This window comes from Bifidobacterium sp. UTBIF-78 (genome assembly GCF_006408945.1).
Taxonomy (GTDB): Bacteria; Actinomycetota; Actinomycetes; order Actinomycetales; family Bifidobacteriaceae; genus Bifidobacterium; species Bifidobacterium myosotis.
Window position 1 is genome coordinate 22,857 of record NZ_JFAO01000004.1, and the last position, 21,290, is coordinate 44,146.

The 21,290-nt window shown below is 63.0% G+C and carries 14 protein-coding genes and 3 pseudogenes; 11 read left to right on the forward strand and 6 right to left on the reverse strand.

What is annotated here, in order from left to right; all coding sequences use genetic code 11:
- Window positions 1-81: 81 nt before the first annotated feature.
- The 4 genes from BG22_RS01200 (at window position 82) to BG22_RS01215 (ending at window position 2,570) form a co-directional block, all read left to right on the forward strand.
- Window positions 82-369, forward strand: coding sequence for a DUF4244 domain-containing protein (locus BG22_RS01200; protein ID WP_140492384.1), 288 nt, complete (start codon window positions 82-84; stop codon window positions 367-369).
- Between the two features lie 182 nt (window positions 370-551).
- Window positions 552-848, forward strand: coding sequence for a pilus assembly protein (locus BG22_RS01205; protein WP_375137677.1), 297 nt, complete (start codon window positions 552-554; stop codon window positions 846-848).
- Between the two features lie 137 nt (window positions 849-985).
- The gene (locus tag BG22_RS01210) at window positions 986-1,360 is read left to right on the forward strand and encodes an Rv3654c family TadE-like protein (RefSeq protein ID WP_258186152.1); all 375 of its coding nucleotides are present in this window, start codon (window positions 986-988) and stop codon (window positions 1,358-1,360) included.
- 82 nt (window positions 1,361-1,442) lie between these two features.
- Window positions 1,443-2,570, forward strand: a complete 1,128-nt coding sequence (locus BG22_RS01215) for a diacylglycerol kinase family protein (protein ID WP_140492386.1) — start codon at window positions 1,443-1,445, stop codon at window positions 2,568-2,570.
- Window positions 2,571-2,591: 21 nt separating this feature from the next.
- On the opposite strand, the gene BG22_RS01220 is transcribed toward BG22_RS01215, so the two are convergent.
- On the reverse strand, window positions 2,592-3,191 hold the full coding sequence (locus BG22_RS01220; RefSeq protein ID WP_140492388.1) for a TetR/AcrR family transcriptional regulator: 600 nt from the start codon (window positions 3,189-3,191) through the stop codon (window positions 2,592-2,594).
- A 314-nt stretch (window positions 3,192-3,505) separates the two neighbouring features.
- Here BG22_RS01220 and BG22_RS11395 point away from each other — a divergent pair.
- Together BG22_RS11395 and recR are read left to right on the forward strand one after the other, a co-directional pair.
- Window positions 3,506-5,644: pseudogene (locus BG22_RS11395) on the forward strand (DNA polymerase III subunit gamma and tau); the annotation flags it as partial.
- Window positions 5,645-7,012: 1,368 nt separating this feature from the next.
- Window positions 7,013-7,615 carry a recombination mediator RecR gene (recR, locus tag BG22_RS01230; protein WP_094667968.1) on the forward strand — a complete coding sequence of 201 codons (603 nt, stop codon included), beginning with the start codon at window positions 7,013-7,015 and terminating at the stop codon, window positions 7,613-7,615.
- A 215-nt stretch (window positions 7,616-7,830) separates the two neighbouring features.
- Here recR and BG22_RS01235 read toward each other — a convergent pair whose 3' ends face one another.
- Window positions 7,831-8,949: a class C sortase gene (locus BG22_RS01235; RefSeq protein ID WP_140492392.1), complete on the reverse strand. Its 1,119-nt coding sequence runs from the start codon at window positions 8,947-8,949 to the stop codon at window positions 7,831-7,833.
- A gap of 744 nt (window positions 8,950-9,693) precedes the next feature.
- Here BG22_RS01235 and BG22_RS01240 point away from each other — a divergent pair.
- Complete coding sequence (locus BG22_RS01240) at window positions 9,694-10,458, forward strand: aspartate kinase (protein ID WP_094667970.1); 765 nt, start codon at window positions 9,694-9,696, stop codon at window positions 10,456-10,458.
- Between the two features lie 175 nt (window positions 10,459-10,633).
- Window positions 10,634-11,200 (forward strand): ACT domain-containing protein, encoded by a 567-nt coding sequence (locus BG22_RS01245; protein WP_094667971.1) that lies wholly within the window; start codon window positions 10,634-10,636, stop codon window positions 11,198-11,200.
- Between the two features lie 624 nt (window positions 11,201-11,824).
- Here BG22_RS01245 and asd read toward each other — a convergent pair.
- A complete protein-coding gene (gene asd / locus BG22_RS01250) occupies window positions 11,825-12,919 on the reverse strand; it encodes an aspartate-semialdehyde dehydrogenase (protein ID WP_140492394.1) in 1,095 nt (364 codons plus the stop codon).
- A 256-nt stretch (window positions 12,920-13,175) separates the two neighbouring features.
- Here asd and BG22_RS01255 point away from each other — a divergent pair, with 256 nt between their 5' ends.
- From BG22_RS01255 to BG22_RS01260, 3 genes and pseudogenes are all read left to right on the forward strand, one after another.
- Window positions 13,176-13,796: a DUF5701 family protein gene (locus BG22_RS01255; protein WP_094667973.1), complete on the forward strand. Its 621-nt coding sequence runs from the start codon at window positions 13,176-13,178 to the stop codon at window positions 13,794-13,796.
- Between the two features lie 193 nt (window positions 13,797-13,989).
- Window positions 13,990-14,055: pseudogene (locus BG22_RS11400) on the forward strand (zinc-ribbon domain-containing protein); the annotation flags it as partial.
- 291 nt (window positions 14,056-14,346) lie between these two features.
- Window positions 14,347-16,590: a PASTA domain-containing protein gene (locus BG22_RS01260; protein WP_258186153.1), complete on the forward strand. Its 2,244-nt coding sequence runs from the start codon at window positions 14,347-14,349 to the stop codon at window positions 16,588-16,590.
- 434 nt (window positions 16,591-17,024) lie between these two features.
- Here the strand turns inward: BG22_RS01260 and BG22_RS01265 are convergent, their stop codons facing one another.
- The 3 genes and pseudogenes from BG22_RS01265 to BG22_RS11405 form a co-directional block, all read right to left on the reverse strand.
- The gene (locus BG22_RS01265; RefSeq protein ID WP_181163324.1) at window positions 17,025-18,572 is read right to left on the reverse strand and encodes a metallophosphatase; all 1,548 of its coding nucleotides are present in this window, start codon (window positions 18,570-18,572) and stop codon (window positions 17,025-17,027) included.
- A gap of 96 nt (window positions 18,573-18,668) precedes the next feature.
- Window positions 18,669-20,870, reverse strand: a complete 2,202-nt coding sequence (locus BG22_RS01270; protein WP_258186154.1) for a PASTA domain-containing protein — start codon at window positions 20,868-20,870, stop codon at window positions 18,669-18,671.
- Window positions 20,871-21,053: 183 nt separating this feature from the next.
- A pseudogene (locus tag BG22_RS11405) lies at window positions 21,054-21,119 on the reverse strand (zinc-ribbon domain-containing protein); the annotation flags it as partial.
- Between the last annotated feature and the right edge of the window lie 171 nt (window positions 21,120-21,290).

Sequence of the window (21,290 nt, forward strand, 5' to 3'; positions counted from 1 at the left end):
CCGGTGCGGGGGCCACATCATCCACCCGAGCGGTCATGCAGGCGCCGGCACGGCTGCTCCACAACGAAAGGAACGAACGCCATGACCTCCCCAGCTCCCCTCATCGTCGATGATTACGCCGGTCCATTCGCCCGTGGAAGGGCCGGATTGGCGGCACTTCGAGCCAAAGCCTATGAGCGTATCTGTGTGCTGGATGCACGTATGCGCACATTGACCGCGGAACCCGAGGAAGGCGCGGCCACTGCCGAATACGCGGTGGTGCTGATCGCCGCCACGGGTTTTGCCGCCCTGTTGGTCACCGTGCTGAAGTCGGACGCCATCAAGACGCTGCTGACGAACATCGTCAAGAAGGCGTTGAACGTGGGATGACCCTCATGATTACGGAAGAAGCATGCCGGCGGCGTGCGCGATGGCCGCCGAAAAGCCGAAACGGATCGCCCGATGTCATGCCGTTGAAGCGACCAGGACGGATGGGGCACGATTCCGTGTCTGCCGGCTCCGCCAGAGCATCCTCATGGTGGGAGCGTGGGTCGGCCACCGCCGAGTTCTCCATGGTGCTGCCGAGCGTCATTGTCATAGCCTCCTTATTGCTGGCCTTGGGCCGTGTGGTTTCGGTATCCATGGACTGTCATAGCGCCGCTGCGGCTGCCGCACGCGAATTCGTCGTATCCGAAGACGCGGCGGCGGCCCGAGCGGTGGCTGCGGACATAGCAGGAGACGGTGTCGCTGCGTCCGTGCAGCGCGAGAGCCGGTCGGCGCGCGTTCTGGTCGAGTGTCCGGTACTGCCGGGGCCGCTGAATCTGACACCTACCAGAATCAAGCGGGAGGCGGTCGCCGTTCTGCAATGACGAAAGTGGCGTACCGCTGTCGCAATGGCTGCTACGTCATGGTTGCCGCCGTCGCGGTGACCGTATTGTTACCGGTCGTGGTCGCATATCCGTCCTGCATGGCGTATGCGACCACAAGATATGAGCGAAGGAACGGGATGATGAGGCGATTGGACAGTCTCGAAGAGGGGTCGGGCACCATGGCCGGCGTCATAGTGGTGCTGATGGCCGGAGTGTCGTTGGCGGTCGTCGCATCTGTGAGCAATCTCCTCATCTGCCAGCAGCAGGCGCGTGCCTTGGCGGATTTGACGGCGTTCTCGGCCGCCTATGCGGCTTGGCATGGGAACGCCGCCGACCCATGTGCGCTTGCCCTTGATGCGGCTATGGCGAACGACGCCATGCTTGCCGATTGCGTTACCGAGGAAGACGATGTATGGGTCGCCGTCGCGGTGGCTACCAAGGTACCGATTGCTCCCAGCGTGGAGTACCGGGCCCGCGCCGGGCCGGTGGACTGCCGGGAAGGAGAGGTCTGATGAACCGGTATGTGAGATAAGGCGCAGTGGATGAGGAGCGTCGCTCTGGCGGGCCAGGACCGATATTGGTTAAGGTGATGATATGAATGAACGCAACGAACGCTGCCGCGTCGTGGCCATGGTGGGCAACCCCACTTCGGATAAAGGCCGTGGCGCCAAAGTGGACGCGCAGGTGCTCGCATTGCTGGAGCAGGCGGGTGCAACGCACGGCTTCTCGGTCATCGACATCACCGGAGACAGTTTCGACGATTCTCTGAGACAGGCGCGGGAGCGTGCGCATGAGTACGACTATCTGGTGGTGGTCGGCGGCGATGGCATGATCGCGTTGGGAGCCAACGCCGTGGGGTGCAGCGGCAAACCATTGGGCGTGGTGGCCATGGGGTCGGGCAATGATTTCGCGCGCGGGCTCGAACTGCCGGTCAACCGTATCGAGACCGCGGTGGAGGGCATCGTCGGTGCGATCGTATGTGGTTCGACCATTGACGTGGACATGGGACGTGTGGTCTCGCTGGACGGCGGACGCGCGGTCGACCCGACCACAGGCGACGAATACGAATCCGAGGAGGAGGGCGGAGCCCCTGCATATCCCATAGATCGTTACTATGCCGGCATGCTCTCCTGCGGAATCGATGCCAGCATCAACGATCGTGCCAATCATTCGCATCTGCCGAATGGTTCGTTACGGTATTTCGCGGCGGTATTGGTGGAACTCACCCGCATGAAGCGTTATGGATACCACGTCAAAGCCACGTTGGCGGACGGTTCCACGGATGAGCGGGACATCATCTCGCCGCTGCTGACCGTGGCGAATTCGCGGCACATCGGAGGCGGCATCGAGGTATCGCCGTATTCGTGCTTCTCGGACGGTCTGCTGGATCTGGTGTGGATGGACCATGTGCCGAATGTCGGTGAGTGCGCGGTGGCGGTGTCCAACGCCTACAACGGGCGGTTGCTCGCTTCCCGCGTGTTCGGCTGGCATCGCGTGCGGGAGATTGAAATCACCCGTGCCCAGGATGGCGATGAGCCGCCGCTGCTGATGGCGGATGGCGAGTATGTCGGACACCTGCCGGTTCGTGTCATGGCGGAGGACCGAGCCTTGCGTGTGCTGGTGCCGCCGGCCGTAGCTGCGCAGGGCATTGACGATCGGCAGCAGGTGAACGACGCCATCGTCCGGGATGGTCGTGACCCGCTCACGGGACGATTCGTATAGGTGCCGGTTGGGGCGCCCGGCTCAGGCGATGTAGTTTTCGATATGCAGCGTCTGGGCTATGACCTGCTTGATGGTCTGATCGTTGACATCGGGATGCGAACGGACCAGTGAGATGAGCCCCACGATCAGGGCGAAGAAGGTCTCGTGAATGTTGGCGATGGGCAGTCCGTGCTTCTGCGCGAAGTCACGAACGGTGGTTTGCGCGATGTAGTCGGCGATGCGGTCGGCGGCCCTGTCGATGAACTTGATGTACAGTTCGGCGTTGCCGTCTTGGATCATCCGGTTCGAGAACGGGCTTTCGTCCGCGATGAGCGCGCGCAGCAGGCGGACGATGTCGTCGAGCGCCTTGTTGATGTTGCCGGTTTCGCGGGTCTGGTTCCAGCGCTCCAGCTTGGTGAGTATCTCATCGATGACGTCATCGAGCACCGCGTCCGCGACGGCGTCCTTGCCCTTGAAGTAGTGGTAGAACAGCGATCGCGTCATGCCGACCGCGCTGGCTATGTCGGAGACGGTGATGCGGGAGAAGCCTTTCTCCAAGCAGATGGCTCGGGCGGCCTGCACGATGGCTTCGCGGCGGGCGTCGCCGCGGGTGTTTTGACGCTCCTCGAGAATCTCGCTCATGATTGCTCCTACCTTCCGGACGGTATTGACACTATGTTAATACTTGTCGTGCTTGGCGGGGGCGGCGGTTCTTCCGTGGCTCCGGGACGGGCGGTTCTGTGGAATAGAGGTTTCGTGCGCGGCCAGTTCCATGAACGGTCGGTCTCGTGCACAGTCGTTCCGTGAACGGGTGGTCTCAGGGACGGGCGGTTCCGGTGGCCCAGCTGGTCCGGCGGATATCCGTCGTGGCCATGTCGTCGTGGCCGGGACGCCGTGACAGGGTTTGGAATGGCTCGGGCAAATCTCAATGTAGGGGACAAGGTAGGTTAGTAGGTATGGCACTTGCACTATATCGTCGCTATCGTCCGGACACCTTCGCGGGTGTGATTGGTCAGGACCAGGTCACGGTTCCGCTGATGCGCGCCCTGGATGAGGGCAAGCTCACGCATGCCTATCTGTTCTCCGGTCCCCGCGGCTGCGGCAAGACCAGTTCGGCCCGTATTCTGGCGCGTTGCGTCAACTGTGCTAAGGGCCCGACGTCGCATCCGTGTGGCGAGTGTGAGAGCTGCAAGGATTTGGCCACTGGAGGGCCGGGTTCCATTGACGTGGTCGAAATCGACGCGGCGTCGCACAATGGCGTCGATGATGCCCGTGAACTGCGTGAACGTGCAGGGTTCGCCCCCGCCCGTGACCGCTATAAGATCTTCATCCTCGATGAGGCGCACATGGTGACGCAGCAGGGCTTCAACGCGCTGCTCAAGATCGTCGAGGAGCCGCCCGAGCATGTGATGTTCATTTTCGCCACCACTGAGCCCGACAAGGTGATCGGCACCATCCGTTCGCGCACCCATCACTATCCGTTCCGCCTTGTGCCGCAGGAGGTCATGGGCCCGTATCTGGAGACGATCTGCGGCAAGGAGGGGATCACGCCGGAACCCGGTGTGCTCAAACTTGCCATGCGCGCCGGCGGCGGCTCCGTGCGAGACACGCTGTCGGTACTGGATCAGCTCATGGTGGGTTCCGTCGAGGGGGTCATCACCCATGATGCGGCGGTGGCGCTGCTGGGCTTCACCCCGGAGGCGTTGATTGGCGAGGCCGTCGATGCGGTCATCGGACATAATGGCGAGGCGCTGTACGGCGTGATTCAGAAGGTCGTGGTCGGCGGTTTCGACCCGAGACGATTCGTGGAGGATCTGCTGGCGCGGGTGCGCGATTTGCTGGTGCTGACGCTGGCCGGAGACCGCGCGGAATCCGTACTGTCCGACACCGCCGAGGCTGAAGACATGGATGATCTGCACCGTCAGGCCAAGGCGTTGGGCTTGGGGGCGCTCACCGCAATGGCGGACATCATCAATGCCACGCTGGGGTCGATGACCGGTGCCATTTCACCGCGCATGAGGCTGGAACTGCTGGCCGCCCGGTTGTTGGCGGGAAGCGAGTCGGGATTCACCGTCGCCGTGCCGGGCGCGGGCGGCACTGGTGCCGCTGCGTTGGGCGCGCCAGCCAGTACTTTGGCTGGCGGTGCTGCAGCGGCTGGGGCGGGAGCGCAGGAATCGGGCGCCAAGACCTCCGGTGGGTTCGCCGGGGCATCCCGCGGCGGTTTCGCGGGAGCCAATCATGGTGGATTCTCGGGTGCCGAGCGCAACCGAAATTCCGGTGGTTCGCCGACCAGCCATTTCGCCGGGAACGCATCGACCGCGCCGAATGCCGGCGGTGGCCAAGGTACCGGGACGCCGGGTGCTACAGGACAAAGCGCCGTGCGGACGGCACCGGTGCAGACGGCCGCCGCGAATGCGGGTCAGGTCCAGATGCCGGGGCGGGCTCAGGAACCTGCTGGATGGTCCGCCGGCGCGCAGACAATTCCTGCGCCGGGTATGGCCGGCGCAGGCGCGGCTGCTCCGTCACAGCCGGTTCAGCCGGTTGCCGGAGGGGCTGCGGGACGGCCGACCTCGCCTGTCGCCGGTTCCGCAGCAGACAACCGCACGCCGGACGAAAAGTGGCATGCCGCAGTGACTGCGTTGCCGGAGGGCATCCGCGAATATGTGTCCCGGAACAAGGTGCCGACCGTAAAGTTCGGTCTCAATCGCAAGGGGCTTCCGTGCCTGTCCCTGACCTTCGACAAGCCGCTCAGCCAGCATGCGTTTGCGCTCGCCGTCGATACGGACAGCGGCAAGAAGGCCGCGGTCGTGGTCATGGACGCGGTGCGTAAGGAATTCGGCCCCACCACGGTCATCGCCCCCACTACGGTCGCGGCGAACGGTGAACGGGTTGAATCGGTGAAACGAATGAGCCCCGATCAGCTCGCCAAGGTCAAGCAGCAGATTGCCTTGGCCAAGGCGGGGCTCGCCGCATCAAGCTTGGGTGTCGGTCTGGGACTGCATTCCGGCAGTGAGCCGAAGACGGGCAAGCAGACCTCCGAGGGGCAGGCCGAGGACGCCGACGACAGTCATCGAGCCGGTTCCGGTCACGCAAGTCCGGTGAACGGCGGTGCGGGAGCGGTGGCCGACGGCGGGACCGCATTCACCGTCCGGCAGACCGAGCCGTTCAGCACACCTTCCACATCCAGTTATGCCACAACCGGATTGCCGGATTCGGCAGATTTCGCCGCTGCGCCTGCGGCGGGAGGCGATGGTTGGGGCGAGCCGGTCCCCGCTGCGGATTCAGCCGATGACCCATGGGCCAAACCGGTGACGAGCGCCAAGCCGAATTCGCACGCCGTCCCAGTCGCCCATCAGCATCAGGCTCGGCACGAGAAGAAGCATGTGGCGGTGCCGGATGTCAGCGATGGCATCGATCCGTGGGCGGTTCCTCCGCAACAGGCTTCCCCTGACGGACGGAATGCGTCGGACGGACAGGTCCGACCTGCTGGGCGGAACGGTTCGTTTGAACAGGCCGAACCTGTACGACAAGCCGTGACGGGCGATCGGGCGGGCGCGGCGGACGGGTTCGTGTCGGGAGCGGTGCCGGAGCAGAAGATGACTGCCGCGAGCGATGTGCTCCCACGGCCCGATAATCCCGGGGCAGATCACCGGAACGGTTCGGCGGCCGCTGGCGCGTCCGCGGCTGCGTCCACCGGGCGGGCCGGAGACCCTTGGTCGGACGTGCCACCGGCTGATGAGCCGCCGCACGACGATGACATGGCCGTCGATGCGTGGCATCGGCCTCCGAGCCAGGTCCCGGAAGCCGACCCATGGAACACGCCGCAGAACATGGCGTCAGCTGCCGACCCGTGGAGTCAGCCGCAATCAGGCGCGTCTGGGGCAAGCCCTCGAGCTGAGATGGCTTCCGAAGCGACGCCGACGCCGGTACAGGGTGATGATCCGTGGAATCAGCCGCAGCCTGAGGCGCAGGTGCGGCCGAATGCCGGTCCGGCGCAATGGGACCGTTCCGGACGTCCCCAGCCGCAATCGGGCGTGTCTGGCGCGGATGGCGTCAACGACTCGTGGAACCGCAATGGTTCGGCGGACTCTCCGCAGCCGGTTCGCCCGCAGGTCGCGGCGGACGAGGACGAATACTCAATGAACGACCAGTCGCTCGGCGATGCGACGGCCATGAGTCTGGAGGATCTGAAGAAGATGTTCGAGGTCAAGAAGGTCGAGGAGTTCGCCTCCGACGACCCCCGGAACCCGCGCAACATGCAGGCCGCGAAGAAGCCCGAGGAATAAAGAAGCCCGAGGAATAAGGCGTGCGCGTAATATAAAGGGCCCACCGCCGCATGCACGTTTCCATTTCTGGTTCCTTTGGCACAGGAGCCGGAAACGGGACCGTGGATGAAGCGACGTGCCCCCGTAATGAGACGCACACGTCATGAGCAATACGAGATATAAGCAAGGAGCATCACCATGGCATTGGCCTATGACGGCGCCGTGCAACGGCTGATTGACGCATTCGGCAAGCTGCCTGGCATCGGGCCGAAGGGAGCGCAGCGCATCGCCTTCTACATCCTGTCGGAGCCGGAGGATGAGGCGCGCGAGCTTGCGGAGGCCATCGAAGAGGTCAAGGAGAAGGTACGGTTCTGCGATATCTGCGGCAACGTATGTGAGACCAGCCCCTGCCCGGTATGCGCCGACCCGCGTCGCGACCACACGGTCATCTGCGTCGTCGAGGAGCCCAAGGACGTGATGAGTATCGAACGCACCCGGGAATACCACGGGCTGTACCACGTGCTTGGCGGTGCCATCAATCCCATGGCCAACGTGGGGCCGGCCGATTTGAAGATTCCCGGGCTCATCAAGCGGCTGGAAAGCGGTGAGGTCGCCGAGGTGATCATGGCACTCGACCCGAACATCGAGGGTGAGGCCACCACCAGCTACCTCACCCAGCTACTGAGACCGGCCGGAGTCAAGGTCACACGACTGGCGAGCGGTCTGCCGGTGGGGTCCGATTTGGAGTACGCCGACGAGATCACCCTCGGACGTGCGCTTGCCGGTCGCCGCGAAGCCTGACGGGATATGTGCTAGGGGATACGGTGCCATACGTACGGTACGGATACGGATTACGGGCGGTGTGGACGGAAGCGATGTGACGGATGCGTCAGGGATACTGCGCATGGCCATCATTCCGGAAGCATCGAGCATCGGACAGGTTCGGCATGACGAACCTGCCGAATTCGCCGGTTTTGCCGAACCTGCCAGTTACAGGCTCGCGTCGTCCGCGCGGCTCACACTGTCCAGGCGGCGGTGTGTCGGATGATGTTGGTGATTTGGCGTCGTTGGCTGATTCGGACGGCGGCCAATCCGACTATCAACACACCTGCGGTCACGCCGGTGGCGATGTTGCGCGCGTCCCAGATGTCCTTCGGTTCCGGCGCCGGCACCGGGATGGCCACGCGATGCCCGGAGATGAGCAGACGATGCGTGTTCACGCCGTACGGGGTGCAGGTCATCAGAGTGACGCGGTCCTCGCCGGGCACGATGCGAAGCTGTGAGGTATCGTCTGGCAGAATCACGGAAATTCGGTCCACCTTGTAACCCAGCGTCTCGCCCATGACCTCGATGTAGAAGAAGTCGCCCTTCCGCACCTCGTCCAGACGGGTGAACATCATCGCCTCCACCAGACCACGGTGCCCGGTGATCACCGCGTGGGTGGATTTGCCGCCGACCGGCAGGCTGGTGCCATACAGGTGACCGGCGCCGGAGGCCAACGCCTCCTCGGAGGTGCCGTGGTAGATCGGCAGATCGATGGACTGCTTCGGCACCTTGATGGTCCCCATCACCTCGTTGCCGGAATCGAGCAGTGACTGGTATTCCTTGTCTTTCTTCGAGGCGGAATCCTCGCCGCTGGCGCGGGAGCCGCCCTGCGAGGACGCGAACGGGTCCACGGCCTCGCCCAGCACCGGCTGTCCCGAATCGGCAAGCGTCCGGTTGTATGCGCGGGCGGCTTTGAGCTCGTTCTCGGCCTTCGGATACGGCCAATTCGCCACGTCCCTGGCACTGGTGGCGGCCGTTGCGGCCAACTCGCGGCCGGACTGGTATTGCAGGACCAGTGGGAAGCAGGCCACGGCCACCGCAGCCACCAACAGCACCACGGTGAGTATGCGCATCGCCAGCAGGTTGCGTTGCAGTCGGCGTCGTTCCGCCAGAAGGTCGGTGATATCGACGGCTTCGGCGAACGACGGGGCGTTGAAGCCGGGTGAAGCCGCGTCGTCATGCAGAGGCGCACCATGCCGGGTCGTGTCGCGCGGAACGTGCCGCTGTGAGCCAATGACGTTGGCTGTGCGTTGTCCGGCACGGTGCGAGGCGACATGGGCGCCTGCGCGGCGCTTGCGAGACCAACCCATAATCCTTCGTCCTTCCGGTAGCCGTGCCGTCGATGCAAGACAATCCTGAGCGTGTATGGGAATCATCGCACGAACGTCACTGTGCGAAACGTTACTCCGTTTCGAGGCGCCCGCACAAACGCAGCCGGTGCGGCAGGAATGAAAAGGAAAGGGCCCGGTGATGAAGCCGGGCCCCGAGAGAGGAAGAGGAGAAGAAGAAAGGTTCGTTCAATTATGAGGCTCTGCGGAAACCCCGCCGGTGCGTTTTCGTTTGCCGGTACTTATATATAACCGCGTGAACTTGTACGCAACGATGGGGTAGCCGCAAAGGCTTCTGCCATCATGCTGAAAGGTTGCTGAATTCGTGGATCAACGGGGAGGGATGAGAGCGGCGGGCTTGCGGGGGCGGCTATATGTGTTGGCTGTGGGAGGACGGTGGTGGGACATGGATCCTGGGACGTAGACCGTGTTGGTACTTTCCACGCCTAGAGAGCTGGTGCCCTGCGCCAGGAGCTCGTTGATTGTTGTTGGGGCTTCAGGACGCTGCGCGCAGGGCGCGTCCATACTTGCAGGACGAGCTGGCCCGCGAAGCAGGTCTGAGGAACAGTGAATTCATCAACGAATTATTGACGCGGCATACCAGCCGAACCGGCCCTGTGTCCATATGCCGGCGGTGTGCCACGAGGCGGAAGACGGCGTCCGTATAATCGTTGCGTTTGCGTAGAATGTTCGCAACATTCCCCAAGAGAAGAACAAAGGACAGCAGTGGCTCTCATCGTGCAGAAGTACGGCGGCTCTTCGGTGGCCGATTCGGAATCGATCAAGCGCGTGGCCAAGCGCGTCGTGGAGACGAAGAAAAAGGGCAACAAGGTAGCCGTGGTGGTCTCCGCCATGGGCGACACCACCGATGATCTCATCGATCAGGCGCTGAGTATCGATTCCAACCCGCCCGAGCGCGAGATGGACATGCTCATGACCGCAGGCGAACGCATCTCCATGAGTCTGCTTGCCATGGCCATTCATGCCGAGGGTGAGCGCGCGCACTCCTTCACCGGTCAGCAGGCCGGTTTCTTCACCGATGCCCGTTATGGTGCGGCGCATATCAAGGCCGTCAAGCCTGATCGTGTGAAGAACGCCCTCTCGCTGGGTGATGTGGCCATCGTGGCCGGATTCCAAGGCATCAACGCCAAGGGCGACGCCACCACGTTGGGCCGTGGCGGTTCGGACACGTCCGCCGTGGCGCTTGCCGTGGCGCTCGGCGCCGACATCTGCGAGATCTACACCGACGTGGACGGCGTGTTCACCGCCGACCCCCGCATCGTTCCTGCGGCCCGCCGCATTCCGGTCATCGGGTACGAAGCCATCCTCGAGATGGCCTCCTGCGGTTCCAAAGTGCTGGCGCTGCGCTGCGTGGAGTACGCGCAGCGTTTCAACATGCCGCTGCATGTGCGTTCGTCCTTCTCCCACCGCGCGGGCACGCTGATCGTTCCCGACGGGGTGGACCCGCGCACACTGCCGAACCTGAACTGATCGGCCGTCGATGTGCCACCGGGCATTGGACGATGCCGGGCGGCTGGCCCCGGACGATGAATGACGCGACGCGGGATCGACCGTAATCAACGCGACTCATCGTAATTCGGTGGGACCGTCATCATCGCAATCACAACGTAAATAATCGCAAAATCCAAGCAAGACAAGGCAAGACATGACTGAAGAAGAAGCGAAATCCATGGGCGATCTCTTCCCCGACCTCGGCCCCGAGGCGCCGGTGATTTCCGGCATCGCGCACGACCGTTCCGAGGCGCTCGCCACCGTGCGCGGCGTGCCGAACGAGCCGGGCATGGCCGCCAAGGTGTTCACCGAGCTGGCCACCGCCGGCATCAACGTGGACATGATCGTGCAGGCCGGTGCGTCGGTGGGCACGGCGGACATCTCCTTCACGGTGCCGGAATCTACCGTCAAGCAGGTGGAGGATGTGCTGCTCGACAAGCAGGACGAGCTTGGCTACCACTCCTTCGACGTGAACACCAACGTCGGCAAGGTAGCCGTGGTGGGCGTGGGCATGAAGACCCACTCCGGTCTGGCGGCCAAGTTCTTCCAGGCGCTGAGCGACAAGGGCATCAACGTGCTGATGATCTCCACCTCCGAGATTCGTATCGCCGCTCTGGTGCCGCTGGACCAGCTCAATGAGGCCGTCAAGGCGTTGCACACCGCCTATGGTCTTGACGCCGATCAGATTGAAGCCGTGGTGTATGGCGGCACCGGCCGCTGAGTCTACGGAAAGGATGCGTTGGCGGCCTGCGCCAGTAGCCTGACTGTTCTTGGCTCTTCTTGTCATCGGAGTTGCCTTTGCGCAGCGGGTCTGAGAGGTAGTCAATTTGTAGACGGACCTCTGATGCGGGACACGAATGCCGATTGTTATGAGAAAGCCCTCCGTGAGGAGGGCTTTCTCCGTTGCAAGGGGTAGGTTCGGGATTCTGCGGAGAGGCATCTGCCTTGCAAGGGGTACATGGCGAAGTATGCCCTCCCTCGAAACGGCATTATGGCGTTGCGGGAACAGGTCCGATACTGCAGGTTTGGGGGATGAGGTACCCCTTGCAAGGCAGATAGCTGTTCGGGAAAGCGGTAATGTACCCTTTGCAAGGCAGATAGCGCCGGGCCTTGAGCATTTCGGCGCATTCGAGCGCGCCGCCGGCGGTGCCACGCAGCGTGTTGTGAGCGAGTCTGATGAATGTTGTTCCCTTGCAAGATGGATAGCGTCTGAGGGGATGCACACTTCGTTGTTCTGACACTCTGCCGTCCTGTCCGGCATGAATGCGGAAACGCAAAAAGCCCGTCGTTACGCACCACAATGGCGCGGCGACGGGCTTTCTGATGTGGCTCCAGCCGCTTTCCGCTACTTCTTCGTGATGTAGCCGAGGGCCTTGAGCATTTCGGCGCATTCGAGCGCGCCGCCGGCGGCGCCACGCAGCGTGTTGTGAGCGAGTCCGACGAACTTCCAGTCGAAGATCGAGTCCTCGCGCAGACGGCCGATGGAGACGCCCATGCCGCCTTCGTAGTCGACGTCCAGCTTGACCTGCGGTCGGTCGTCCTCGGTCAGGTACTGGATGAAGTGCTTCGGCGCGTGCGGCAGACCGAGCTCGGCGGCCTGCGAGGTGTAGTTGACCAGTCGGTCGATGAGCTCCTCCTTGGTGGCCTTCTTGCCGAAGTTGAGGAACACGGTGGCGGTGTGGCCGTTGAGCACGGGCACACGGATGCACTGCGAAGTAATGCGCAGCGGGCCGTCAAACGGCACGATTTCGCCCTTGGCATCGTCCACACGGCCGAAGACCTTGAGCGGCTCCTTTTCGCTCTTGGTCTCCTCGCCGGAGATGAACGGGATGATGTTGCCCACCATCTCGGGCCAGTCCTTGAACGTCTTGCCCGCGCCGGAAATCGCCTGATAGGTGCTCACGACCACCTCGTGCGGCTCGAATTCCTTCCAAGCGGCCAGCGCCGGGGTGTAGGCCTGAATCGAGCAGTTCGGCTTGACGGCGATGAAGCCGCGCGTGGTGCCGAGACGCTTGCGCTGGTGTTCGATCACGGCGAAGTGCTCCGGGTTGATCTCCGGCACCACCATCGGCACGTCCGGGGTCCAGCGATGCGCGCTGTTGTTGGAGACCACCGGCGTTTCGGTCTTGGCGTAACGCTCCTCGATGGCGCGAATCTGGTCCTTCGGCATGTTCACGGCGGAGAACATGAAGTCGACGTCCGCAGCCACGGATTCGGCGTCGTCGCCGTCGACCACGGTCATGCCCTTGACGTACTCGGGCATCGGCGTTTCCATCTTCCAACGGTCACCGACGGCCTCCTCGTACGTCTTGCCGGCGCTGTGCGCGGACGCGGCAAGCTTGACCACTTCGAACCATGGGTGGTTCTCCAGCAGCGTGATGAAGCGCTGGCCGACCATGCCGGTGGCACCAAGCACGCCGACCTTCAACTTTTCGGACATTTCAACCCCTTGGGTCAGATGGATGGGTTTTCGTACGTAACTCTCAATGGTACGGAATCGGCGGTCTCATGACGCGCGTCCTTCCGTATGATGGCCTGCATGGTGGATCGATGTTCCGCCGAGACGGATGCTTGGCCGGGCCGGTTTCGCTTGGGTGTCCGGCTTGAACGGTTGAATGGCGCCGCCGTCCGATGCGGTCCGAGTCCGCGCGTTGGAGGCCTTCATCCCGACATGGTGACGCGCTAGGCTGGTAACCATGTCTATCGCATCAGTAGAGGCGCAGAAGCAGCTTGACCGTATCGTGGCCTTGGGATACCCGGATGTGGCCGATATGTCCGCAGCAGCGTTCCGTTCACTTGCCAGGCCGCTGATTGAGGCGCTGGAGCAATCCGATTTGGGGTCGAACATCCTGCTGGTGCCCACCCGCGAGCTGGTGTCGCCGGAATCGCTGATCGCGCGAACCTCCATCAACCGTATGGCCGGATTCACCACCATGCCGCCGCGCGACATCGCCAGCTTCCTGCCGCAGGACGGCTTCGAGCCGCCGGAGGGGCCGTTCTATCTGGTGGTGGACCCGCATACCGGCACCTGCTACATCAACCGCGAGCCGGACGTGGCCCGCAAGCTCATCGATTCCGATGATCGGCTGCCGCTCACCCTTGAGGAGGGGCTGGCCATCGCCACGCAGCACCCGGAATGGCTGCTGGAGAAGAACGGGTTCAACCTGCTCGGCTCGCGTTCGGCCGATGGCCGTGTGCCGTCCATCTGGATGAGCCAGAACGCGCCGCGGCTCGGCGCCGTTTGGCCCAATTCCCGGCATACATGGCTCGGCAACGCCTACTGCATGGCCCGTCGCGGCATCAGCCTGTTCCTGTAGCGGCTGAGACTGGGGTCGGGGCAGTACTGAAGTCCATGCTAGTGGTCTGTGAGATAGGCCCGGTAGGAGGACGCGATTACGGTGGTCGCGTCCGCTCATTTCAAAGTTCCCCTGGGTCACGTCCCTTGGGCCGCGCGGCCTCGCGCACTAGAATGGCAAGTGATTGTGCCATTTTCAGGGGAAGAAGACAGGGATGTTCTGCACGAAGTGTGGTGCCGCCAACAAGGACGGCTATAAATTCTGTGTCAGGTGCGGCTCGCCCCTGAAAAGGTCGGTGCGGGCGGGATCTGATACGTCCGGTGCCGCTTCGGGCGCATCTGCTATCCCGGCTGCGACGAAGGCGGCTGCCGCACGCGGTCGGCAAGCAGTGCCTGGTCCGGTGCCGCTGCCGGATTCCGCGAGAGGTGCGCAGGGCCTGACGATTTCCGTCACGACGTCTCCTGCATCTCAAGGATCAGCGAATGGCATGCCCACATCGTCCGTGCCGTCTTCGTTTGCAACGTCTCCGATTGCGTCATCGTCGGCCACGCCTCTGTTGGATGCTCCGGCGATGAGCGCTCCGACTCCGCCGAATTCTGCGTCGGACATCACTTCGGCCGCATCCGTAGCCACGGCCTCCGCCATGCCGGCGTCAACCGCCAAACCGAACAGGTTGGTCATCCTGCTGTCCGCGATTCTGGCCGTGCTGGTCATCGCCGGTATCGCCCTGTTTGCTACGTGGAAGTCGGAACTGTGGGGCGGCCGCTCGCTTCCGGACCCGGCGTCCGTCACTGTGGCAACGTCGGACGGAAGCGGCAAGGGACAGTCGGCGGTCAAAGCCTCGGACGTGACCGCCGCATTGAAGGTCAAAGGCTTCCGCACCGCCACCGAACAGGTGTTCTCCGGCAAGGAGAAAGGCGCGTTCGTGGGGTATCGTGACGCCGCCCCGGGCTCGCGCATGCCGGTGGGCGCCACGGTCACCGTGCAGGAGTCGGCCGGTCCCGGCGTGCCGAAGGACGTCATCGGCAAACAGGCCGAACAGGTGGTACCCACGTTCAATACGATGGGCGTGCCGGTGCATTACAAGAAGGTCATCGTCAACGACACGAAGCGCATGCCGGAAGGCTCAGTGGTGGCCACTTATCCCATGGCCGGCACGGGATTGCCGCAAGACAAGCGTGATAATGGCATTTATATCGGCGTGGCCAGCAAGGGCGATGGTATTGGCGCGGACATCGTGGGGCAGAACGTGGACGATGTGCGCTCCAAACTGGAGTCACAGGGCTTTGACGTAAGCGTCAAGAAGCATTTCGCAGCCAAGACCATGGCCGGCAAGGTAATCGGTTCCAGACCGGCTCCCGGTTCGCCAACCTCTTCCGGGCGGTCCGTCACACTGTATGAGGGCGTGGATGCCGGCAGCGTGAAGGACCTGATGATCACCGTGAACAACGGCGAATCCGGATATCAGGAACGCACGTTGTACATGATGAACGACGCCGTCACCGGCACATATTGCAAGGCGACGGTCGCCGACGCCTCCAAGGACTGCATGACCCTCAGCGCGGGCAAGAACGATTACGGCGATACTGTGATCTACCAAGAGTGGGGTTCCGCGGCGAGCAGCAATCCATCCGACAGCGATCAGGTCAGTCAGTGCTTCTCCTCGAACGGCGGCGACGTGGCGCGCTGCTCAATCGACATCACCTCCGATGGGGACACGTACAAGGGCGGTGCCAAGAACCGGCTCATCACCAAGGATTGGGGCATGTTCGACTTCGGCAAGGGCGGTGAGGGCGCCATATGCGGAGGCCAGATGATCTCCACATGGTTCGACGCATGCCGCAATGGTGTGCCGTCGGAACCCGCGACGGACGGTAATCGTTGGGATGGCGCCACCTATGAGATGAAAAGCACTCCGTTGTTCGTCTACGTGGCTGCTGGAGCGGATCTTCGGGCCGCTGAGAAGGATGGTTACTTCGATGCGGACGCCGTGAAAACCGCCGGCAAGCAGAAGGCTGTGGACAGCAACCGCCCGTTCATTCTCTACCGGGATCCTGCGCTGTACGACGAAACCAGCGTGAAGGTTACTGATGCAAACGTGGAAGACAACCCGTTCGTGCCGTCTACTGACGACACTAATGACGTCAAGTTCAAGCCGGCTCCCAGCAACGCAGCCGCCTACTATCTGCTCGACAGCACGGGCGATTACGACTGGGCGTCAATGACCAATCTCGCCGTCAAAGGTGCAAAGAGTTCTGACGATTCGGCAGGTGCCGCTGGCAAATCGGATACGGCTGCCAGCAAGGTGTTCAAGGAAGCGATGAAAGAGGCTGCAGGGGAATATGGCTTCTCGTCCGGTGCCGGTGGGTGGGGCACCAGCCTTACCGTCCATGAAGATGGCACGTTCTCGGGCACGTACATCGATACGGATATGGGTGGCGGTGGCAGTGAATATCCGCGCGGTACCCGCAGTCAGTCGGAATTCTCCGGGAAATTCGTCTCGGCCAAGAAGAACGACGATGATACATATATTCTGCAGTGCGATGCCGAGAGGTTGAAGATCAAAGGCACCGTTGGTGATTCGTACGACGAGAACGGCGCAAAGGTGACCATCACCGAACCGTACGGTATGTCGCCATGCGGAAAGTTCACGCTGTACCCTAAGGGATACGAAGTGTCACGCTTGAGCGATGAGATGAAGGGATGGGGTGCCGGCTACTTCAGGTCGGACAATCCGGTCAGCAATCTCCCCGGCCCTGCGCTGGTCAATGAGACCAGTGGCGCCGGGGAGACGTTCTACAGCAACCTGTACTGAACGTACGATGGCCGGTAAGCCTAGGCTCATGGTGGCGGCGATAAGGCGAAGGACTCTTTTGAAATCGCCAATGGGCCTACGGATTCGGACTTTGTAGAAGGCGCGTTGATGTTCGATGAAGGTGCTGAATCTTCGGCCTTCGGCCCATATGATCCGCAGAATAATTAATTATGGAATCTGCGCTGTCGGACAGTTTGTGCACGTGGCGCTTCTTTTAGCGGGACGATGCAGTGGTTTCGCGCTTTTCTGCGCATTGTCCCGCATTGGTGTGGGACAACACGATGAAAATAGACGATTATCCGCCCTCGTTCCGCACTTAGCTCGCATATCGACTGAGTAATGTCCGGATTTTGGATGTTAGTCAGCCGGGCGTCAGTCGTTGCCGGGATATGAGTGGATTCCGACAACGACTGACTCGAGAACGCGGGAAGTCGTTACCGCCGTGGCTTGATGAGGGAGCGGACGACGGCGAGGAAGCCGAGGCTCAGGGCGCCGGCGAGGACGGCGAAGACCTGCGGGCGGCGTAGTTCGTTGCGGATGCCGATGGCATCGGTGACGCAGTGGTCCTCGAACCAGACGCGCACCTCGTTGCTGGAGTAGCGGCCCACCAGATCTCCCCAGGTGAGCATGCGGGTCACGTAGCCGGCCGGGTTGTTCTCGCGGAACTCGAACAGACGGATGCCACGGTAGCGCGACTTAGGGCCGTAGCACTCGAAGCCGCAGGTGGGCGCGTAGCCCAAGTCAATGCCATGCACATGGCCTACGAAGGCGTTCTTGTGGTCGTGTCCGCAGAACAGGGCGAAATAGCCGCCCGCCTCGCGCAGGGCATCCACCTCGCCCACGTTTTCGTCGGCGCAGCCGATGGCCTCGCCGAGACGAGAGCCGGGACGGCAGACCGTGTGGTCGAGCACATAACAGTGACCGGCGTGGGTGCGCGCGCCCTCCACCGCGTTCGGCGTCCAGGCGGGCACCTCCTTGAGGCAGTCGTAGAACTCCTGCGGGGGGATGTGCTGGAACGCTATGGCGGGGACGGGCTTGCCGTCGCCGTTGCGCTCGCCGAGCTCGGTTTGCACGTCGCGCAGCCATGCCAGGGCCTCAGGGGTCGGGGTGCCGTAGCCGTCCGAATCGGCCAGATCGAGGCCACGGGAGTTGACCACATACGCCGGGTACTGGCCATCGCGCTCCTTCGGGGCGCCGGGTTGACCGGATTCGGCGGCATAATCGCCCGAATTGACCATCATCACCGACATGGCCACGCGGCCGGAGCCGTCCGATGATTCGACGGGCAGCGCGAACGTGCCGGGCTCGATGCTATCGACCGGATTCAGGCAACCGGGGAACTCGCGGTAGATGTCGTCCTGCTCGTCGGCCAGGATGCCGCACTGGAAATCGTGATTGCCGTACGTGGCGGCGAATGGCACGCCGGCCTCCACAATCGGGCCGAGGAATCCGTGGAATGTGCGGCGGACCTTCTCTCGGGTGTCGTCCATGAGCTCGTCCATTGTGCGCGGCTCTGATTGCGGCTGCTCGACGGGTTGCGGCGACTGGGTGGAGTAGACCAGCGTGGAACCGGTGTGAGACGTGTCCTGCGGGACGGTGCCGTCGGGGATGCCAGAGATGCCGGCCGGATCGGCTGCATCGGGCGCCTCGAAATTGTCGTGCGCATCATGTGCATTCCCGATTCCGGCGGCCTCAGATGCGACAACGTGGCGCTTGATGCCACGCAGCTTGGCCTCCAGCTCGGTGACGGCACGCACGCGGGCGCCGGGTTGTTCGCCGCGGCGGCGCAGGAAGGTGTCGATGTAGGCGGGGTCGTAGCCGCGGATCTGATCGCCGGTGAAGACTACCAGATCGGGGTCGGCCGTGCGGATGGCCTCGCGGATGAGTCGGATGGTATCGGGCTGCACGTCGGGGCCGTCCTGAACATCGGCCATCTGCAGCACGCGGAAGCTGCCGTCTTCGCGGAATCGCAAGCTTGTCATGGCTCCCAGTGTAGAAGACGGATATGGCCTGTGCCGGTCCGTTCACAGGACCGGCACAGGCCATATCACCCGCGTTCACCGCATGTTGTTTCCGATCTACTGCGGGGTGTAGGGGTAGAAGGCGGAACGTTCGGCGTCCTCATCGTAGAGCAGGTTCGACTGGTAGGAGTCGGAGTCTCCGAGGAGCTGGCTACCGAACCTCAGGGCGTACTGGACCTTATCTCCTGAAGCCATGGACGACCACGGCGTGCCGGCCGGGTACCAATGCCACTTGCCGCACGGGCTGATGCCGCTCGTGTCACCGTATTCCTTCTCCCACGTAAGCGACGTGGCATCGCACTGCAGGTCGTAGCCGCCGGCGTTGTTCTTCGTGATGGAGGAGAACTTGCCGTGGAACGGATACTTGACGCGCGGTGCCTTGTATGTCGGCTCTCCCGTGCTGAGGTCGGCGGAGTCCGCCGCGCCGGTGAACGTGCCGTCATCCTTCACGGTCATGTCGATGAACGCTGATCCATTGCCGGTGGAGAAGAAGCGGTACTGGCCTGCGACGTTCTTGAACAGGGTGGTGTCGGCCTTATCGGCCTTGTCGGACGAATCGCCGGAATCGTTCGAGGACTTGGCCGCCTTGTCGGCACCCTTGACCTCGGCGTCGGGCAGGGAGTCCCAGTCGAGGTCGCCGCCCTGCTCGGACAGGTAGTAGGCGGTGGCGTCGCTCGGCGCGGGCTTCATGCCCACCAAGGCGCTCTTGCCGCCGTTGGCATATTCGCTGGTCGGGACGAACGGGTTGACGCCGTCGCCCGAGGCGGACACGCTGGTCTCCTTGTACTGCGAACGGTCGCGCAACAGGATGAACGGACGGTTCGTGTCCACGGCCTTCTGCTTCTTGGCGGCGGCCAGGGCGTCGGCGTCGAAGTAGCCGCTGTCCTCCAGCGACTTCAGGTCGGAACCGGCCGGGAAGTAGACCAGGAAGTCCTTCATCTCGTAGGTCATGCCGCTGTCGCAGGAGGGGCCGGGGCCTGCGCTGCCGCCGCTGCCGATCACTGTGGAACCGCAGTTCTTCATGCCTTGACCGGCGTACAGCTCGAACATGCCCCAATCCTTGGTGATGAGGTGGTTCTTGAGCGGCATGGTGTTTTCGCTGATGCCGCTACCGGGCTTGATGACGGAGCAGCTGATGTCCTGGCAGATGTTCGTCAGGCCCAGCAGGTCGACCGAATTGCTGGGCTCCTGATTGTTGAGCACCATGAAACCGTTGCCGCCGGCCGAACCGGAGCCGTCCTCGGACTTGGAGAAGGCGTTGGTGGACTTGCTCAGCGTCAGGCAGGAGCCGTCGGACTTGCAGTAGGTGCCGGCGATGGCCCCGGCGTTGTTGCGCACGGTGGAGTACTTGGTGCCGCCGTAGTCGTACTGCTGGCCCATCACGGATTGCGTATCCTTGGCGTCCACGCCCTCGTACAGGGTCACGTCGTCGCTGGAGTCGAGCGAGGAGCCGGGCGCTGGTTCGGAGCCGGCCACCTTGCCCACGTAATCCTTGGAGGAGAACTTCTGCTTGACGGTCACCGTGTGGCCCTCGCCCTCCAGCTTGGACTTGACGGAGTCGATGTCCTGGCCGAGCACGTCCACCGGGATGGCGGAGTCGCCCTTGGTGGCGACGCCCACGTAGATGCCCTTGTCCTTCTCGCTGTCCTTCACGGCAGTGCCGGCTTCAGGATAGGTGGCCACGATGGTGCCTTCGGGCTTCTTCTTGGTGTCCGAGACGTAGACCTTCTTGTAGTGCACGGGCACGTTCATGTCGGCGAGGGTCTCGACCACCTGTTCAGGCTTCTTGCCGAGCGTGTCCTTCGGCACGCCGGGGCCGGCCGATTCCTGGACCGTGACCGTGGTGCCGGCGGAGACTCGTTCGCCTTGCTTGGCGCCGGCGTATCCGAGGAACGCGCCGGATTCCTTGCCGGAGAAGACCTTCTCGGTCTTGGCGTCGATGCCCTTGAGCTTCAGCGCGTCGGTGACGTCTTTGGCCTTGATGGTGGCGGACTTGCCGTCCTTGGCCGCGGCCGGCTGTACGAGGGACGCGGGGTCGGGTAGTGTCTTGCCGCCCCACAGCTCGGCCTTCCATGTGGCGAACAGGGCGATGCCGGCCACCACGATGACGGCCAGCACGCAGGCCAGGGCGATGATGAGCTTGTTCGGCGACTGCTTGGTCGCCGTGGCGGCGGTGGCGTTGGTGCTGGCGGCGCCGGAAGCCGGTGCGGTTGCAGAGGATACCGTGGTCGTTCCGGTTGCTGCCGTGGGTGTCGGCACAGCCGGTGCGGGTACGACGGGCGTTGATGCCGTTGGCTTGGTTGTGGGCGTTGTGCTGCCGGGCAGGGGTACTGCAGGAGTCGCCGGGGCTGCCGGGGCTGCCGAGGTCGGAGGAGCCGCTGGTGCAGGAGGCTGGGCGCCGGTGGATGCTGCTGCTGGAGCGGCGGCCGGCTTCTCGAGCCTTGCGCCGCAGGACGTGCAGAATTTGGCGGAATCGTCGTTGGGCTTTCCGCAGGAGGTACAGAACATGGGCTGCTTCTTCTCTCATGGCGTGAGCCTTATGCTCCCGCACATGTCTCCAATCCTAGTGGTCTATCTCACAAATAATCGAGGATTGCGGCTTCCATTCCTCTCCCACCGTCAGCTTCCGCCACCCCTTGCCGAAGGCCGATACCACCACTCAAACAATTGCGAGACAGG

Coding starts and splice junctions, on each gene's coding strand:
- BG22_RS01200 (WP_140492384.1), top strand. CDS start 82: ATGACCTCCCCAGCTCCCCTCATCGTCGATGATTACGCCGGTCCATTC.
- BG22_RS01205 (WP_375137677.1), top strand. CDS start 552: ATGGTGCTGCCGAGCGTCATTGTCATAGCCTCCTTATTGCTGGCCTTG.
- BG22_RS01210 (WP_258186152.1), top strand. CDS start 986: ATGATGAGGCGATTGGACAGTCTCGAAGAGGGGTCGGGCACCATGGCC.
- BG22_RS01215 (WP_140492386.1), top strand. CDS start 1,443: ATGAATGAACGCAACGAACGCTGCCGCGTCGTGGCCATGGTGGGCAAC.
- BG22_RS01220 (WP_140492388.1), bottom strand. CDS start 3,191: ATGAGCGAGATTCTCGAGGAGCGTCAAAACACCCGCGGCGACGCCCGC.
- recR (WP_094667968.1), top strand. CDS start 7,013: ATGGCATTGGCCTATGACGGCGCCGTGCAACGGCTGATTGACGCATTC.
- BG22_RS01235 (WP_140492392.1), bottom strand. CDS start 8,949: ATGGGTTGGTCTCGCAAGCGCCGCGCAGGCGCCCATGTCGCCTCGCAC.
- BG22_RS01245 (WP_094667971.1), top strand. CDS start 10,634: ATGACTGAAGAAGAAGCGAAATCCATGGGCGATCTCTTCCCCGACCTC.
- asd (WP_140492394.1), bottom strand. CDS start 12,919: ATGTCCGAAAAGTTGAAGGTCGGCGTGCTTGGTGCCACCGGCATGGTC.
- BG22_RS01255 (WP_094667973.1), top strand. CDS start 13,176: ATGTCTATCGCATCAGTAGAGGCGCAGAAGCAGCTTGACCGTATCGTG.
- BG22_RS01260 (WP_258186153.1), top strand. CDS start 14,347: ATGAGCGCTCCGACTCCGCCGAATTCTGCGTCGGACATCACTTCGGCC.
- BG22_RS01265 (WP_181163324.1), bottom strand. CDS start 18,572: ATGACAAGCTTGCGATTCCGCGAAGACGGCAGCTTCCGCGTGCTGCAG.